Raw genomic sequence first — 16,073 nt, forward strand, 5'->3', positions numbered from 1 at the left:
CCCCCTCGCCCCACTGGGGGCCTGCAGGCCCCTAGGCCCCCAGAACCAGATCAGGCGGGCTGCGACCCTCCAGGACGCATGCGGCCCCCGTCGTCCCTGTCCACCCAGTCCTGAGCGACGGCCTCCTCGACCGCCGCTTCACGGATGGTCGTGCGGTCCTTGAAGTTGCGCAGGGCCCGACTCACGCAGGCCGGGGTGCACCCGTCGCCCGGCTCGTGCTTCTGCTTTCCACCGTCGCTGCCCTTCTCACCGTCGGCATGCGCCCGCACGGTCCGGTAGATGGCCCGGGCAGCGTCGGTCTGCCGCTCCGACCGCACCTCTGCCGCTCCCTCAGCGCGCACGGCGTCGAGCCTGCCGAGGTTGCGGCGCTCGTGGGTAGATGCAGCGGCGAGCGCGGCCTTGCACTCCAGCTGCACCTTCAGCGACTCGTCGACGATGATGCCCGCGAGCGCCCACCACCGCTCGGTGATCGCCGTCTCCCCATGCAGCAGGGCCAGCGCAGCGGACACCTTGAGACGGGTGAGGTTGAGGTGTCCTTCGAGCTCGCCCCCGCCGCCTCGGGCCTTGCGGCGGGCGACGGCGCGGACCTCCTTCTTCACGGTCTCGGGGTACTCGATGAAGTCCACGAGATCGAGGCCGTCCGGCGGGGACCAGTCGAGAGCGCCGGGCCACGCCACCTCGGCCTCCCCCTCAGCGGGGATGGTGGGGTCGGTGGTGCGTACCCACACGAAGCGCTGAGGCGTACCCGCGTCGGCGTCGTCGAGGAGCGAACCGGAGCGGGTGGGCTGCACGCCGACCATCAGCACCAGCCGGTAGGAGCCTGCCGCCACAAACCGTCGGTTCTCAGCCTTGGCGTTCTCCTGGCCGAGGGCACCGCCGGTCAGGGCCGTGCGCAGCGCGGGAGCGACCGTCGCGCCCGACCGAGACTGCGACGCCCCCAGGGAGTCGACCTCGTCCACAGTCATGAGGCGGTGCGGGTACTCGACCAGGACGTTGCCCTGTCCCTTGCGGAAGTCGAGGAACGTCTGGGCCAGGCCCTCACCGGAGCCCAGGGCGCGTTCGATGTAACGCTGCTCCTCTCCCGCCTGGCCCAGCAGCTCCCGGGACACCTCGGCAGTCGCGGACTTGCCGCTGCCCGAGGTGCCAACCAGCGCGCCCCCCAGGTTGAGGGACGCCCGGCCACCCACGACCGGCGGCAGCTGCACTCCCGGCGGCACCTCCGCCAGCACCCGGCCCAGCACGTACACCAGCAGCGCCGGAGCGGACACGAGACGGGAATGAGCGGCAGCGCGAACCTTGCTCAGCACGGGCGTCGCGCTGAACACGTCCTCGTACCCGTCGTGCTCGGCCAGGGCCATGCCCAGCGCTCGCGGGAGCATGTCCTCGAACTCCGGCCCGAAGTCATCGGTCCCCTCGGCGCTGAGCAGCAGATCCCGCAGGGCCTCGACGCCGCGCTCAGCCGAGTACAGCCCCGCCCGCGCATCTCGGAGGACGTTAGGCAGCACGCGGATGCAGGTCTCGTTGCGGCCCATCTTGTCGAGCAGCTGGCGCGCCCACTCCACCCGCTCGGACAGGTGGAAGTCGGCGTCGTCGGCCTCTGCGGTGTGCCCCGCCAGGAAGGCCTCCACCTGCTCCGAGGTGGCAGGCGCGGCCGACTGACCCGCGGCCCGGAGCCGCTGGCGGATCTCCTCCGGCAAAGGGGCGATGTCGCGGGACTCCCACTTGTAGGCGTGCCCGTCAGGGTGGATGGACGGCTCGACGACGATGTAGCCCACGCCGCGCACGTCCACCCCCGGCCCGAGGGTGTGGGAGTTGCTCAGGGTCTCCCGGGTCGAGTAGACCGCGTGGAGGCCCTTGCCGGTGCGCTGACGGGCGGTGGGGTAGCGGTAGAGCAGGTTCACCGCCTCGGCGTTGAGGTCGTCCACGTCGATGGCGACGAGCCCGTTCATGCTCATGGGAAGGCCCACGTTGTGGTCGTCCCAGCTGAAGCGCCGGGGGTCGGTAGTGGCGTCCTTGTAACCGTGGGCGGTGGCGGGGTCCTTGGTGCGCGGATGCAGCGGAAACACGGCCAGCCCGGCCTGCTGGTACGCCTCGGCGGAGAGCTCCCCTGCCGGGATGCTGACGGGCGTCTGAGTGGCGGTCTGGGTCATCGGGCACCGCCCTGATCCGCGAGCTGCTCCAGGGCCAGCTCCAGGTGCTCAGCGTGCTCCCCCATGAACGTGGTGAAGTCGGCGGGGTCACCCAGGACCTCGGACAGCTCCCCGACAATCCGAGGGTCGGCCGGAAGGGCGGGGCGAGCCTCACGCACCGGGACGTCCAGCACGTCGGCACACACGGCGCACAGCCCCGCGTGGAAGAGGAGCCGCTGAGCGCGGCCATCCCTGCGAGAGAGGGGCACCGGCTGGACCAGGAACACCACGCTCGGGGCGGTGGCGCACTTGTCGCAGGTGACCTCCCAGTGGCGGCGGGCCAGCGTCCCGACGGCAGGCTGCGGGGTGGCGTGCACCGCCACTGCCGGCAGCCCCCGGCGGACGGACTCGTTCAGCCGGTCGGCCAGACGGGTGTCGCGGTCGAGGGCGTCCAGAATGCGGCTAGAGGCCCACTCACGGAAGGCAGGGGAAGTGCTCATCGGGCAGCCCCCTCGGTCAGGAGAGCGGCGATGGCGGCGCGGACGCTGGGCGAGGGGGCGTGCTCGTCTGCGAGCGCCAGCCGCACGTCCCGGAGGAGCTTGGCCTCGACGAGCTGGCGGCGGTGCTCAGCGACGATGGCCGTCTCGGCGCGGTCGCGGATGGCGGCACCGAGACGGCCACGCAGGACGGTGATGGGGGTGGTGAGGGAGTCGTCAAGCGACATTGGGGGCCTCCGGAGGCAGTAGGGGTCTCTGTCCGAGAGCGGCCCCCTGCGGCGTTCAATCCGGTTTACCGAACGTCACGCAGGCGTGCTCCCCTTGCCTCCGGGTCACAAGAGCGGGGCCCGCCGAGGGACTGCGAGGCCCGGATCAGGCCTCCCCTGGTGTTCCCTGCTACCGGCTGGGGGGCGTCCCGGTAGCGTGCTCGTCTTGCTCTGCCCTGAGCGGCGATTAAGTTGTGAGTTGAAGCCTAGCTATGTTCTTGTCGAAGACCTAGTTACGGCACTACTACGGGACTGACCTGGGCCGATGCGGACAATTCGGATGCCCGCAGGCCAAAGCCAGAACCACCTTGTTCTCTACCGGGCGGGGTGGCCCCGCTGACGAGGATGTTCATGCCCGCGTCCACGGCCGCGTCCAGGAAGCGGGCCGCCGTCGGAGTGAGGGAACCGCCCCGGACGAGGTCGTCCAGCCGGCGCGCCCGGGCGATGAACTTCCGGATGTTCACGGCCCAGTGCCGCCGCGTGATGTCGGGGATGGCCACGTGCAGGCGCGAACCGTCTGGCAGGGCCGCGTCGACGAACGGCATCGACAGGTCCAGCCGCCGGCCCGAGGACTTCAACATGACTTCGACGAGGTCCTGCACCTCCTCCTCGGTCAGGACGATGCCCGTCAGCTCGGAGCGGCCGGACCGCGCGCAGTAGACGGCGTCCGGCGCGTTCAGCCAGATCTCCTCCACGGAGGGATCGTCCATGAGCCGCTGGAGCGGCCCGAGGCCCGCGATGCGGTCGAACAGGTCCTGCCGCGCCGCCACGGGATCCTCCAGGTCCGGCAGCGAGCTGACCATCGCGCGGGACTCGTAGTCCGCGGCCGCGTCCTGGATGAGCGTCAGGACCCGGGCGTGCTCACGCTGCGGGTCGATGCCCTGCCGCCGGACGATCTCCCGGATCTCGTCCTCGAGAATGCGCACCGCATCCATGTGTCCCTCCTGTGCCCGATTCGGCGCCATCCCCAGCGCCGCACACGTCTCGATCAGGAAGATACCCCGTTCCGTCGATGCGTGTGGTCCAGGACACCATGACTGTGGACAACGTGGCGGCGGTCCCGTTCGACGGGGAGTTGTCCACAGGCCGCCCGAGCCGCCATCAGGCCGTGGCAGGGTCGTCCCCAGGCGGCCGGACGGGCCGGTCGCCGGTCTCAGGAGGGAGGGGCGGGGATGGCCTGGAGCGTGCGGATCCTGGGCGGGGCCGCTCCCGAGACATGGCGGGTGGAGCACTTCCCCGCCGACGCGGACGAGCAGGACCGGGCGGTGCGGGAACGTTTTCCCGCCCGGTCGCTGCACCGGTGCGCTGCCGGGCCGCGCAGCGTGACGTACGCGGAACGGGTCGGGAGTGCACCGGCCCGGGGGCCGGAGCTCGCGGTGGTCACCGAGCACGGACCCGACGCCGGCCGCCTCGTCCCTCTGGGGGAGGGCGGGTTGAGCGTGGGACGCGGCGGGGCGCGGCTGTTGCTGGACGACCCCTCTGCCCCGTCGCGGCCGATGCGTCTGCGGCTCGCGCCCACCGGGCTGCACGTCCACGACGGCCCTCGGGGCACCGGACGCCTGTGGGACGGCCGCAGCCCGCTCCCGGTGGGCCGGACCGCCCTGGGCCTGGTCCGCGGGCCCGGGGCCGCCCTGCCGCGGCCGATCACGCCGGAGCCGCCCGCCGTCGACCTCGGATCCCCACCGGCCCGGCAGTCCGTCGTGATCCCGCTGGTGGCGGCCCTGGGCCCGCTGGTGCTCGGGGTCGCCCTGGTCCTCATGATGGGCAACCCGATGTTCCTGCTGTTCGGCGTGCTGTCCGTGACGGTGGCGCTGGTCATGCTGGCGATGCAGCGCCGCACCCGGCTGCGGCATGCGCGGCTGCTCGCCGCCCGCGCGGACGCGGTCGTGCGGCGGCGGGCTCGGGCGACATTGAGCCCCGGTGCGGTGGCCCGCGCCGTCCGCTCCGGCGCGACGGACCGCTTCGGGCTGACGTCGGGGGCCGACGAGGCCGTGGCGGTCTCGTGGGGTTCCGGCGTCGGGGCGCTGTCCCTGTCGCGGGACGACCCGGACGAGGCATGGGTGGAGGCCGTCACGTCGCGGCGCACCGTGATGACGACGTCACCGCCGGAGTCGCGCGTCGTCGTGGTCGGGCCGCCGCGCGATGTGGCCGGGGCCTGCCGGTGGGCGGTGTTCCAGCTCCTGCGGCACGCGGTGGCGGCCGACGGCGCGTTCGTCGTGGAGGCCGGTGGTGTCCGCCGCATCTGGTGGTCGGGCGGGTCCGGCCCGCAGCTGCTGGTGACGGCCCCTGAGGACGCGGCACTGGATCCGGCGTGGCGAGCGTGGCGGGCCGCCATCGGCGACGACGCGGGCACGACGCCCACGGCCCGGACGGATCTGCCCTGGACGCGGTACGACTTCACCGGGCCGCCACCTGCGCCGGGGGACGCCGTCGTCGACCTGCGCGGGCGCACCGTCGTGGTCCCCGCCGAACAGCAGCGTTTCGAGGACGTGGCCGCCGACGGCCTCGCCGACGGCACCCTGGTCGCCTGGCTGACCGAGCTGGCCGACGACGTCGTGGACCTCGGCCTGCTGCCCACCGACGACGGGGACGGCACGCTCACACCACCGGGGCAGGTGGGCACCCGTGATGCCGTCGACGGGCTCACCGTGACCCTCGCCCGGGGCGGCGACGAGACGGGCGTCGTCGAGATGGACCTGGCCGCCGACGGGCCGCACCTGCTCATCGCGGGCACCACGGGATCCGGGAAGTCGGATCTCCTGCTGTCCCTCCTGCTGGGGGCTGCGGCGCACCACCCGCCGGCCGAGGTCGCGTTCCTGCTGCTGGACTTCAAGGGCGGCGCGTCGTTCGGTCCGCTGGGCGCGCTCCCCCACACGATGAGCCTGGAGACCAACCACGTGGGAACGGCCTCGTTGCGGGCGCTGAGCGCCATCCGGGCGGAGCTGCATCGCCGCGAGGCCCTCTTCGCAGAGGCCGGGGTCAGCGACTATCCCGGTTTCCGTCGCCGCCATCCGGACGCGGCGCTGCCTCGGCTCGTCGTGGCGATCGACGAACTGCGCGTGCTCGTGGACGACCACCCGGACGCGGCCGCCGTCCTGCAGCGTCTGGCCGCCACGGGCCGTTCCCTGGGCTTCCACCTCATCCTGGCCACGCAGCGGGCCACGGGTGCGGTGGGCTCGGACCTGCGCTCGAACCTGGGCAGCACGATCGCCCTGCGCACCGCGACGGAGCAGGAGTCGTGGGATCTCGTGGGCACGGCCGCCGCGGCCCGGCTCGACCCGCGTCGCCCCGGCTCCGCGATCCTCTCGACGGCGGGGCGCCCGACGGTCCCGTTCCGCGCGTCCCAGTGGACGGTCGACGGCGGCACGCCCGTGTGGCGACGGCTGGGCGAGGCCGCGGCCGCCCCGGCCGTCGCCCCCTGGGAGGCCGTCGTCTCGGTCCTGGTGGAGAAGTACGCGGCGGGTGACTGGCCGACACCCCCGCCCGTGGTCACCCCCGCCCTGCCGGAGCGCTGGGTGCCGGACCGCGCTCGCCGGGCGGAGGCCACGGCCCTGGCCCTGCTCGACGACGCGGCCCACGGCCGGCACCGTCCCTGGCGGTGGCCGACCGGCGCGGAGGGACGCACCGCATGGATCGTCGAGGCCGCGGGCGGTCGCGCGGAGACGCTGGCCGCCGTCGTCGAAGTGGCGCTGCGCAGCGGCCGGCCGGTGGCCGTGCTGGACGGCACCGGGGAGGCCGCGGCGGCCGCGCGGTCCGGGACGCCGGTGCTGACCCCGGACGTCGAGGGGGCCGGGGAGGCCGCCCTGGCCCGCCTGCGCGAGCTCGCGGCCGCCGGCGGCACGGCGGTGATCACGGGCTGGAACGCGTGGTCCGGCCTGCGCGTCGGGGACACCTACCGCACGGTCGAGGAGGACGTGCACGACTGGCTCGGCCGTCCGACCGCCGCCGGCCTGCGGTTGGCGGTGTTCGGCGGCCGAGAGCTGGCGACGGGCCGGCTGCTGCTGCACCTGCCCCACCGCTTCTTCGTGCCGGCCGGGACGAACGCCGAGCACCGGCTCATCTGGCCACGGCTGACCGAGGTCGAGCCCCTGCCGGGGCGGGCCGTGCACATCAGTCCCGCCGTCCCCGAACCCGGCATGCCCTGCCAGCTCGCGTCTCCCGCCCCGGCGTGACCGCACTGACGGCGATTCCCGTGTGACCGCAGCGGAACGGTGGACTCAGCTCCGACGTCCACCCGGCGAGACGTTCTCCCGTCCTCCGTCGAACGTGGATGCCGTGGTCGAGGTCGCCAGGAGCAGTCGGACAGGGCGCCCCTTCGTCGCCGTCCGTCCAAAGGGGACGCCGCATCGTCCGGCGAAGACGTCCCGAAGGTCGCAAGACGGATGAAGCGAGGAGGCTGCTGTCCGGTCCTGCCTCGAGTAGCCCCGTGACCGTTCGCACGAGTGCCTCGGCACTCATGCAGAAGATTCCTCGCCGCTCGCTCGCGCAGTCTCCGGTGGGCAGGAGCCTCCTTTCCGCATCCGCACCGACAGCATGCGTCCCCGAGTCTCGCCCCCACCCAGCAGAGCACGCCCGGGGAGGAGCGCTGCAACGAGAACCCAGGGCACCGGTCGGAGAAACACTGCGCTTGCCCTCCACGCAATGAGCGGCAACTCACCCGTGGCGACAGACGCGAGCCACCTCACTTCTTCGCCCCGATCACCCACCCGCACTCTGGGGCAGCCGCTCACCGCGGTCTACGCTCTGACCCATGGCGCAGATCGTCCTCTTCCACCACGCCCTCGGTCTCACAGACGGCGTGCGCGCGCTCGCCGAACAGATCGCCAGCGGCGGTCACACCGTCCACACCCCTGACCTCTACGACGGCCGCACGTTCGCCACCGTGGACGAGGGTGTCGCCCACGCCCAGCACCTCGGCTTCGAGGAGATCGGCCGACGCGGCATGCGGGCGTGTGCCGAGCACCAGGAGGCCTCCGTCGTCGCGGGCATCAGCATGGGCGTGATGCCCGCCTGGCGTGCCGCCCAGGTGGTCCCCGGCTTCCGCGCGTGCATCGCCATGGCCGGCGTCCTGGCCCTCGACGCCTACGCCCCGCTCTGGCAGCCCCACACCGCCCTGCAGATCCACCTCGGCACCCGCGACCCCTGGGCCCTCGAGGGCGACCTCGAGACCGCCCGCTCCTACGCGGCCACCGCCGAGCACCCGGACCGCCCCGCCGACCTCTTCGAGTACGACACGGACCGGCACCTGTTCATGGACTCCTCCACCGCGGACTTCGACGCGGACCTCACCGCCGTGCTGGTCCGCCGCATCCACGAGCTCCTGGCCTGACGCGCGGAGCAGGCCCAGCTCAGGCGGGACGCCGCCCGCGCATCACCGTCGCCAGGGCGGCCAGCAGCACGAGCACGAAGCCCGCGGCCGCCGCGAACACGTAGCCCGCGGACGGGGCGACGCCGTCGATGAACACGCCGGCCAGCGGGGCGCCCATGGCGGCGCCGGCGGTCATGGCCGAGCCGTAGAAGCCCATCGCCTCGCCGCGCCGCTCCTCCACCACGAGGTGCGAGAGCCGGGACGAGGCCGAGGCCAGGGTCGGCGCCGTCAGCAGACCCGAGGGGATCGAGGCCAGCGCGAGCGCCCACACCCCGTCCACGAGCGCGAGCGGCACCGTCGCCACGGCGAACAGCGCCATCAGCAGGTACGGGTGCACCTGGCGGCCCCAGGCCCCATAGAAGAGCCCGCCCACGGCGGAGGCGCCGCACCAGAACGCGTACACCAGACCCACCGACGCCGCGGCGCCCTGCGACTCCAGCTCGGCCACCATCGAGACCTCGGTGCCGACCATGACGATCCCGGCCGCCATCGACACCACGAGCACACCGAGCACCTCCGGCCCGACCCAGGAGAAGTGGGTCCGCCGCCACTGCCGCAGCCGCTCGGCCCGGGCCCGGCGCGGCGCCGTCGTCGGCCCGGAGCCGTCCGCGGCGATGACGGGCAGCGACCCGGTGACCAGGGGGATGGCCTCCGTGATGGCCGGCAGCGCACCGGTCGCCAGGCTGGGGGCGGCCATCTCCACGTGCATGGGCGCGGCGGTCACCGCCTGGGCGATCGCCTCCTGACGGTCCTGCTCCTCGGTGTAGGGATCCTCGGTCGCCGGTCCGACGACGGCCAGCTGACTCGACCGTGTCGGCGGGTTGAACCACATCAGCAGGATGCCGCCCAGCGCGCTGGAGAGGCCGACGATGGTCAGGCCGAGGGCACTCGACCACGTGGCCGCGACGACGGCGCCCAGCGCCGGGCCCATCATGAAGATCGTCTCCGTGACGATGGAGTCCAGGGCAAACGCCGTCTGCCGGTCCTTGCCGTGGGTGAGCACGCCGAGTCCCTGCCGGACGACGGAGAAGATCGGCAGTGAGAACACGCCGCCCAGGAACACGGCCAGGAGCATCGGCCAGAACGGCAGCCACGGGACGATCGGCCAGATCACGGCCTCCGCGATCACGGAGGGCAGCAGTGCACGGCGCAGCCCCTTCGCGTCCACCACGCGGCCCCGCCACGGCGAGCCCACCGCGATGCCCAGCGTCATCGCCGCCCCAGCCAGGCCGGCCTGGCCGTAGCCCAGGCCCAGCGTGAGCGCCACGTGCAGGGTGAGGATCACCCCGGCCGCGGTGTGCGGGAAGCGGGCGATGAACCCCACCGCCAGCAGATGGCGGATCCGAGGGTCCTGCAACAGCCGTCCGTACGCTCCGAAGTCCACCGTCGAATCCTACGGGAGGGGTCAAGGCACGCCCCGGAGGCGCCGTCGAGACGGCCGCGCGCTCGGCGGACTCAGCCGTTGCTGCGCCGGTCCTTGGCCCGGATCAGGTCGAGGGCGATGGCCGTGCCGAGCACGGCGCAGCGCACCACGGGCGGCATGCCGGGGTCCAGGCGCATCTCGTACCGCGAGCGCCCGGCCAGGGCGTTCATGACGCCTCCGAACCGCGCGGTCACGCGGGCGATCGGCTGCTGGCCCACGGTCATGGCGTAGTCGTGGTCCCACAGGTCGCCGGTCACCGCGAAGCACGTGCCGTCCACGACCTCGACGTTCACGGACGTCCGCAGGAACGCGATCTGGCGGACGAGGTTGGCGAAGGGCAGCCCGTCGGCGTCCAGGATCGCGAAGCGGTCGCGGCCGAACGTGGCCGGGTCGGCGAGGCGGAAGAGCACGCGGCCGTCGTCACCGTCGACCACGTCGAAGCTGCGGTTCCCCATCAGCATTCGGCCCAGGCCCCCGCCCGTAGTGACCACCGAGACGACGGTGCGCCCGTCCGGGTCCGTCACCTGGATGTCGTTGGACAGGAAGCTCGTCACCTGCTGCAGGATGAGGACGTCCGTGTGGGCGAGGCGACCGGCGTCGAAGGCGGGGCTCATGGGACCAGTCTGCCGTGTCGGGCCCTGCGGAATATTCAGGACGGGGCGGCTCGTTGTGCGGTATAGTTCATTTTTGAAGAACACGGCGACGGCGCGGCCGGCACCGTGAGACCCGCCCCCGGGCACACTGAGGAGCACACCATGCAGTTCGGCGTCTTCACGATCGGCGACATCACCGCCGATCCGACGAACGGGACCGCCCCCACCGAGCATCAGCGGATCAAGGACACCGTCAAGATCGCCCGCCACGCCGAGCAGGCGGGCTTCGAGGTGTTCGCGACCGGCCAGCACCACAACCCGCCCTTCGTGGCCCCGGGCAACCCGCCCACGCTGCTGGCCTACCTGGCCGCGCAGACCGAGACCCTCCAGCTCTCCACGGCGACGACCCTGATCACCACCATGGACCCGGTGCGTCTGGCCGAGGACTACGCATACCTGCAGCACCTCGCCGACGGCCGCGTGGACCTGACGATGGGCCGCGGCAACACCGGCCCCGTGTACCCGTGGTTCGGCAAGGACATCCGCCAGGGCATCCAGCTCGCCGTGGAGAACTACAACCTCCTCTACCGCCTGTGGCACGAGGAGACCGTGGACTGGAGCGGCAACCACCGCACCCCGCTGCAGGACTTCACCCTCACCCCGCAGCCCCTGGACGGCGTCGCCCCCTTCGTGTGGCACGGCTCCATCCGCTCCCCCGAGATCGCCGAGCAGGCCGCCTACTACGGCGACGGCTACTTCCACAACAACATCTTCTGGAACAAGGAGCACGTCATCCAGATGGTGCGCCTGTACCGCCAGCGCTACGAGTACTACGGCCACGGCAAGGCCCATCAGGCGTACGTGGCCCTGGGCGGCCAGGCCTACATGGCGAAGAAGTCGCAGGACGCCGTGGCGGAGTTCCGCCCCTACTTCGACAACGCGCCGGTCTACGGCCACGGCCCCTCCCTCGAGGACTTCTCGAGGATGACGCCCCTGACGGTCGGCTCGCCGCAGCAGGTCATCGAGCGCACGCTCACGTTCCGCGACTGGGTGGGCGACTACCAGCGCCAGATGTTCCTCATCGACCACGCCGGCCTGCCCACGGACACCGTCCTGCGGCAGATCGACCTCTTCGGCGAGGAGGTCCTGCCCGTGCTGCGCAAGGAGTTCGACGCTCTGAAGCCGGACGACGTCCCGGCGGCCCCGACCCACGAGTTCCTCGTGGCACGCGCCCGCCGCGGCGAGGCTCCCGTGCCCGGCGGCAAGGAGGGATCGCCGGCCCAGCTCGACCGCGCGGCGGCCGCCGAGCAGCGCGCCACCGCCGATGCCGCGAAGGGCGGTGCCGCGCAGTGACCACCCCCGGCGCCGTCGATGCCTCCGCCCCGTTCACGCCGCAGGCCCGGCACCTCGCCGTGGTCTCCGGCGGGTCCGGGGACCCGTCCCAGACCCGCATGCTCGCCGAACGCATGGCGGAGTCCGCCTCGGCGGCGCTCTCCGAGCACGGCGTGGTCCCGCAGATCCACCTGATCACGCTGCGGGAGCTCGCCGTGGACATCGCGCAGGCCCTGGTGACCTTCGCCATCTCCCCGGCCCTGCGCGCCGCCCTGGACGAGGTCGCCCAGGCCGACGCCGTCATCGCGGTCTCGCCCACGTACAAGGCCTCCTACTCGGGCCTGTTCAAGTCCTTCTGGGACCTCGCGGAGCCCACGTCCGTCGTCGGGGTGCCCGTGCTCCTCGGCGCCACCGGCGGCACCGCCCGCCACTCGCTCATGATCGACACCGCCATGCGGCCGCTGTTCGCCTACCTCAAGGCCCGCATCGTGCCGACCGCGGTCTTCGCGGCCTCGGACGACTGGGGCGAGGCGGCCGGCGTGCAGGCCTCGATGCGGACCGACCCGCTGCAGTCCCGCATCCGGGCCGCCGGACGCGACCTGGCCGAGATCACCCTGAGCCGCCCCCCGCGGGCACGCGCCGCCGCGCCCGCGGACATCGACCTGGAGGTGACCCCCTTTGAGCAGCTCCTCAACCCCGGCCCCTGAGCCCGCCGCGCAGGACGCGGCGCCGGCGGAGCCCGACGGCGGCTGGTTCGGCTCCGCATCGGAGGCGCACCGCCCGGTGGACCCGCCCAAGCGCGCCTGGCGCGCCTACTTCGAGGCCACCCAGATGCTCACGGAGGTGGTGGAGCGCCGCCTGAAGCAGGACTGCGGCATGTCGCTGGCCGACTACAACCTGCTGCTGCTCCTCTACGAGTCCCCCGAGGGCCGGCTCCGGCTGGGAGAGCTGGCGTCCCGGATGGTCTTCTCCCCGTCGCGCATCACCTACCAGGTGAAGACGCTCGTGGCCCGCGGCCTGATCGACCGCCGCCCGGTGGCCTGTGACCGGCGGGGCTTCGAGGCCGTCCTCACCGACGAGGGCCGGTCCGCCTTCCGGCGCGCCGCGATCGAGCACGCCCGGCAGGTGGACGAGCTCTTCCTCGGCGACCTGGCGCCGGGCGAGGCGGAGTCCCTCACCCGGATCTTCTCCCGCCTGGGGCGGCGGCTCGAGGGGCTGTGCTGACCGCGTCCCCACCTGGCCGGGGCCGCCCCGGGACGTGACGAGGCCCGGTGATCCGTGCGGGATCACCGGGCCTCGTCGTGTCGTTCGGGGCGGAATCGATCAGCCGACCAGCTGACCGCCCAGGGTCACGGTGGCGTCCGTGGCGGCGCCGGCGGCGTCGACCACGGTGACCACCACGGAGCCGCCCGCGGGCACCTCGGCCGGCACGGGCAGCCAGGCGCGGTACTCGCCGGTGAGGTCCAGGCCGTCCTGGCCGAGGACCGTGCCGTCGGCGTCGTAGGCCGTGACGGTGACGGAGGCGAAGCCGCCCTGATCCGTCTGCGCGACCACCTGGGTGCCGTAGTCGACACCCTCGGCGGGCGCGGCCACGACGTCGGTCACGCCCGGCGCGGCGGCCTCAGCGGCCGGGGCCTCAGCAGCGGGGGCCGCCTCGGCGGCCTCCTCCGCGGCGGTCTCGGCGCGGGCCTTGAGCTCGGCCGCGATGGCCTCCTCCTCGGCCGGGGTGAACTCGGTCAGCTCGGACTCGTCCACGGCAGGCTCGCCGCCGGTGGGCAGGTCCTCGTCGGCCACGGGGCCCGCGACGTCGGCGATCGCCGGGGCGGTCTCGGCGGCCGGAGCGGTCTCCGCGGCCGCGGCGGTCTCGGCGGCGGGCGCCGCGGAGGCGTCCAGCGCGTCGAGGGACTCGACCGGGACCATGATCGAGGACATCGCCTGGGCGTCGCAGCCCACCACGTTGCCCTCGGCGTCGAAGGTCACCGGGGCGATGCCCGAGATGACCCCGACCACCCGCTGCTGGGCGTCATAGACGGCCCCGCCCGAGTCGCCGGCGTAGGTCGAGGCGGTGTCGAGGGCAACCTGATCCGCGTACGCGTCGTCGCAGACCGTGGCGGCCTCGAAGGTCTGCGTGTGGGACACGGTGTTCGGCGCGCCCAGCGGCACGGACGAGCCGTGGGTGTAGACGGTCTCGCCCACACCGATGGACGAGGCCGGCCGCGTGGACCAGTCGCCCACGACGTCGACGTCGTCGGCCAGGGCCACGCGGACCGCGTCCACGCCCGAATCGCCGGGCAGTGCCGAGACGGTGCCGATCGCGGTGCCGTCAGCGTCGCGGACGGTCGAGCCGATCTGCCACTGGCCCGCACCACAGTGGGCCGCGGTGTAGGCGGTGGCGTCGTCGACGATGGTCAGGCTGCACGCCCCGGCCGGCGCGGTGATCGCCGAGCCCTGGGTGAGCGTGGTCTGCGCGAGGGCGGGGCCGGCACCGGCCACCACCACCGCGCCCAGCGCCGCGGTGGCGACGCCGGTCAAGGTTCTGGTTCTCATGGGTACTCCTCGGAGGATGGGAGGCATGGGGCCGGCGCGCGGCGCACGGCCTCCAGGATGGGGTGGGGCCACCACGGGCCCTCCCCTCCCCCTCAACGGTACCGGACAGGCCGGGCGACCGATCAGGGTCGGCGGACCGTGATCTCCACGGAGTCGGCCCGCTCGGCCAGCAGCGGCAGGTCTGCCAGGAGGGTCTTGAGCGTGGCCGTCATCAGGCGCACCCCGGCCGCGTCGGCGTCCCGGGTGGGCATCGCGACGATCTGCAGCTCGGGCCCGGCCCCGCCTCCGTTCATCACCGCGCCGGAACCCGTGTGTGTGGCCACCCCCGACCCGGGTGCGAGGCCCAGGTTCAACAGGTTCGGGACCAGGTCGGCGATCTCGGCGATCTCGTCCGCGATCTCCTGGTCCCGATAGGCGGGGGTCCACTCCCTCTGCTGGGCGAGCGACCACACGGCCGGGCGTCGCACCACGTACGTGTGCTCGGCGCCGGCGTCGATGACGACGAGCTCACAGCCCTCGTCCACGGCGGACAGGCAGGCACGCGGCAGCCACACGGCCACGGGTCGGGCGACCGGGTTCCACGCCGTCAGCGCGGGCACGTTCGTGAACACCGGCAGCGCCTGCCGGCCGTCCGGCGCGCGCATGGTCACGAGGGCCACGTCCGCGGCCTTGTCCCCGTGCGCCGCGACGTCGTGCTCGTGGCCGGTGTGGTCGGCGTGGTCGTGGACGTCGTCCTCGTCCCCGGCGAGGGTGGGCACGACGGCGGCGAACACGCGGATGCGCGCGAGCACCTCCGTCACCTCCCGCTCACCGGCGGAGCCGTCCGTCAGGGCCGCCATGACGGCGGTCCACTCGGCCGGGCTGGTGCCGTCGTCCTCGTCGAACACGTGCAACGGGTTCGCGGAGCCGTCCACGCCGGGGCCGGAGAGGTCGCGGCCCTGCCACGGGATGCCCGCGGTGTCCGCGGTGTTCTCGCCCGCGGTCTTCTCCCGCATGCGGTCGAGTGCGGCCCGGATGTGCCCCGCCAGCTCCCGGGCCGCCGGATGCGGCACCGCGACCGTCTCGTCGATCGGACCGAGCCCGTCGCCGCGGGCCAGGCCGCCGTCGTCGTGCGAGCCCGTCACGGGGCGACCGGGCCGGGCTGCTCGGAGCGCGCCTGCTCCACCGTGGCGCCGCCGGCGACGGCCAGCGCCTGCTCCAGGCTGAAGCGGCCGGCGTACAGCGCCTTGCCCATGATCGCGCCCTCGACGCCCTGGCCGGTCATGGCCGCGAGCGCGGCAACGTCCTCGAGGGAGGAGATGCCGCCCGAGGCGACGACCGGCTTCGCGGTCTTCGCGCAGACCTGGGCGAGCAGCTCCGTGTTCGGCCCCTTGAGCGTGCCGTCCTTCGTGACGTCGGTGACCACGTAGCGGGCGCAGCCGGCATCCTCGAGGCGGGCGAGCACCTCCCAGAGGTCGCCGCCCTCCTTGGTCCAGCCGCGGGCGGCGAGCGTGGTGCCGCGCACGTCGAGGCCCACGGCCACCCGGTCGCCGAAGCGCTCGATGACGCGCGCGGTCCAGTCCGGGTCCTCGAGGGCGGCGGTGCCCAGGTTCACGCGCGCCGCACCCATCTCGAGGGCGTTCTCGAGCGAGGCGTCGTCGCGGATGCCGCCGGACAGCTCGATCTTCACGCCGATCTCCTCCACCACACGGCGCATGACCTCGCGGTTGTCACCGCGACCGAAGGCCGCGTCCAGGTCCACGAGGTGGATCCACTCCGCGCCGGCGCGCTGCCAGTCCAGGGCGGCGGTGACCGGGTCGCCGTACGAGGTGGCGCTGCCGGCCTCGCCCTGGACGAGGCGGACGGCCTGGCCGTCCTGGACGTCGACGGCGGGCAGCAGCTCGAGGGCGGGGGCGTTCGGGGTCATGGGGTTCCTCTG

The 16,073-nt window shown here is 73.4% G+C and carries 13 protein-coding genes and 1 pseudogene; 5 read left to right on the plus strand and 9 right to left on the minus strand.

The window, feature by feature from the left end; all coding sequences use genetic code 11:
- Positions 1 to 50: 50 nt before the first annotated feature.
- From J1M37_RS02060 to J1M37_RS02075, 4 genes and pseudogenes are all read right to left on the minus strand, one after another.
- The gene (locus tag J1M37_RS02060) at positions 51 to 2,150 is read right to left on the minus strand and encodes a bifunctional DNA primase/polymerase (RefSeq protein WP_206452018.1); all 2,100 of its coding nucleotides are present in this window, start codon (positions 2,148 to 2,150) and stop codon (positions 51 to 53) included.
- Positions 2,147 to 2,629, minus strand: coding sequence for a hypothetical protein (locus J1M37_RS02065; RefSeq protein ID WP_206452019.1), 483 nt, complete (start codon positions 2,627 to 2,629; stop codon positions 2,147 to 2,149). Before J1M37_RS02065 ends, J1M37_RS02060 begins: the two co-directional genes overlap by 4 nt.
- Entirely contained in the window at positions 2,626 to 2,853 is a 228-nt protein-coding gene (locus tag J1M37_RS02070) for a hypothetical protein (RefSeq protein WP_206452020.1), read from the minus strand. The genes J1M37_RS02065 and J1M37_RS02070 overlap by 4 nt, the downstream gene beginning before the upstream one ends.
- Positions 2,854 to 3,206: 353 nt before the next feature.
- A pseudogene (locus J1M37_RS02075) lies at positions 3,207 to 3,827 on the minus strand (ATPase, T2SS/T4P/T4SS family); the annotation flags it as partial.
- A gap of 237 nt (positions 3,828 to 4,064) precedes the next feature.
- On the opposite strand from J1M37_RS02075, the gene J1M37_RS02080 reads away from it, so the two are divergent.
- A complete protein-coding gene (locus J1M37_RS02080) occupies positions 4,065 to 7,064 on the plus strand; it encodes an FtsK/SpoIIIE domain-containing protein (RefSeq protein ID WP_206452021.1) in 3,000 nt (999 codons plus the stop codon).
- Positions 7,065 to 7,642: 578 nt separating this feature from the next.
- Positions 7,643 to 8,221, plus strand: coding sequence for a dienelactone hydrolase family protein (locus J1M37_RS02085; RefSeq protein ID WP_036339098.1), 579 nt, complete (start codon positions 7,643 to 7,645; stop codon positions 8,219 to 8,221).
- A gap of 19 nt (positions 8,222 to 8,240) precedes the next feature.
- Here the strand turns inward: J1M37_RS02085 and J1M37_RS02090 are convergent, their stop codons facing one another.
- Both J1M37_RS02090 and J1M37_RS02095 read right to left on the minus strand, forming a co-directional pair.
- A complete protein-coding gene (locus J1M37_RS02090; protein WP_036339096.1) occupies positions 8,241 to 9,644 on the minus strand; it encodes an MFS transporter in 1,404 nt (467 codons plus the stop codon).
- 71 nt (positions 9,645 to 9,715) lie between these two features.
- Complete coding sequence (locus J1M37_RS02095; protein WP_036339093.1) at positions 9,716 to 10,297, minus strand: LURP-one-related/scramblase family protein; 582 nt, start codon at positions 10,295 to 10,297, stop codon at positions 9,716 to 9,718.
- Between the two features lie 141 nt (positions 10,298 to 10,438).
- Here J1M37_RS02095 and J1M37_RS02100 point away from each other — a divergent pair, with 141 nt between their 5' ends.
- From J1M37_RS02100 to J1M37_RS02110, 3 genes are read left to right on the plus strand one after another with little or no spacing between them, the layout of a single operon-like run.
- The gene (locus tag J1M37_RS02100; RefSeq protein ID WP_060973577.1) at positions 10,439 to 11,629 is read left to right on the plus strand and encodes an LLM class flavin-dependent oxidoreductase; all 1,191 of its coding nucleotides are present in this window, start codon (positions 10,439 to 10,441) and stop codon (positions 11,627 to 11,629) included.
- Positions 11,626 to 12,315: an FMN reductase gene (locus J1M37_RS02105; protein WP_060973578.1), complete on the plus strand. Its 690-nt coding sequence runs from the start codon at positions 11,626 to 11,628 to the stop codon at positions 12,313 to 12,315. The genes J1M37_RS02100 and J1M37_RS02105 overlap by 4 nt, the downstream gene beginning before the upstream one ends.
- Positions 12,287 to 12,832, plus strand: a complete 546-nt coding sequence (locus J1M37_RS02110; RefSeq protein WP_020628146.1) for a MarR family winged helix-turn-helix transcriptional regulator — start codon at positions 12,287 to 12,289, stop codon at positions 12,830 to 12,832. The genes J1M37_RS02105 and J1M37_RS02110 overlap by 29 nt, the downstream gene beginning before the upstream one ends.
- 99 nt (positions 12,833 to 12,931) lie before the next feature.
- On the opposite strand, the gene J1M37_RS02115 is transcribed toward J1M37_RS02110, so the two are convergent.
- The 3 genes from J1M37_RS02115 to priA form a co-directional block, all read right to left on the minus strand.
- The gene (locus J1M37_RS02115; RefSeq protein ID WP_230956192.1) at positions 12,932 to 14,155 is read right to left on the minus strand and encodes a trypsin-like serine protease; all 1,224 of its coding nucleotides are present in this window, start codon (positions 14,153 to 14,155) and stop codon (positions 12,932 to 12,934) included.
- Between the two features lie 122 nt (positions 14,156 to 14,277).
- Positions 14,278 to 15,279 carry an SseB family protein gene (locus J1M37_RS02120; protein WP_206452022.1) on the minus strand — a complete coding sequence of 334 codons (1,002 nt, stop codon included), beginning with the start codon at positions 15,277 to 15,279 and terminating at the stop codon, positions 14,278 to 14,280.
- Positions 15,276 to 16,061 (minus strand): bifunctional 1-(5-phosphoribosyl)-5-((5-phosphoribosylamino)methylideneamino)imidazole-4-carboxamide isomerase/phosphoribosylanthranilate isomerase PriA, encoded by a 786-nt coding sequence (gene priA, locus J1M37_RS02125; RefSeq protein ID WP_020628149.1) that lies wholly within the window; start codon positions 16,059 to 16,061, stop codon positions 15,276 to 15,278. Before priA ends, J1M37_RS02120 begins: the two co-directional genes overlap by 4 nt.
- Positions 16,062 to 16,073: the final 12 nt, after the last annotated feature.

It is taken from the genome of Micrococcus sp. KRD012, assembly GCF_017168555.1.
Classification (GTDB): domain Bacteria; phylum Actinomycetota; class Actinomycetes; order Actinomycetales; family Micrococcaceae; genus Micrococcus; species Micrococcus luteus.

Excerpts from the sequence above, each read along its gene's own strand:
- J1M37_RS02100 (WP_060973577.1), top strand. The coding sequence starts at position 10,439 with ATGCAGTTCGGCGTCTTCACGATCGGCGACATCACCGCCGATCCGACG.
- J1M37_RS02060 (WP_206452018.1), bottom strand. The coding sequence starts at position 2,150 with ATGACCCAGACCGCCACTCAGACGCCCGTCAGCATCCCGGCAGGGGAG.
- J1M37_RS02095 (WP_036339093.1), bottom strand. The coding sequence starts at position 10,297 with ATGAGCCCCGCCTTCGACGCCGGTCGCCTCGCCCACACGGACGTCCTC.
- J1M37_RS02115 (WP_230956192.1), bottom strand. The coding sequence starts at position 14,155 with ATGAGAACCAGAACCTTGACCGGCGTCGCCACCGCGGCGCTGGGCGCG.
- J1M37_RS02080 (WP_206452021.1), top strand. The coding sequence starts at position 4,065 with ATGGCCTGGAGCGTGCGGATCCTGGGCGGGGCCGCTCCCGAGACATGG.
- J1M37_RS02070 (WP_206452020.1), bottom strand. The coding sequence starts at position 2,853 with ATGTCGCTTGACGACTCCCTCACCACCCCCATCACCGTCCTGCGTGGC.
- J1M37_RS02065 (WP_206452019.1), bottom strand. The coding sequence starts at position 2,629 with ATGAGCACTTCCCCTGCCTTCCGTGAGTGGGCCTCTAGCCGCATTCTG.
- priA (WP_020628149.1), bottom strand. The coding sequence starts at position 16,061 with ATGACCCCGAACGCCCCCGCCCTCGAGCTGCTGCCCGCCGTCGACGTC.
- J1M37_RS02085 (WP_036339098.1), top strand. The coding sequence starts at position 7,643 with ATGGCGCAGATCGTCCTCTTCCACCACGCCCTCGGTCTCACAGACGGC.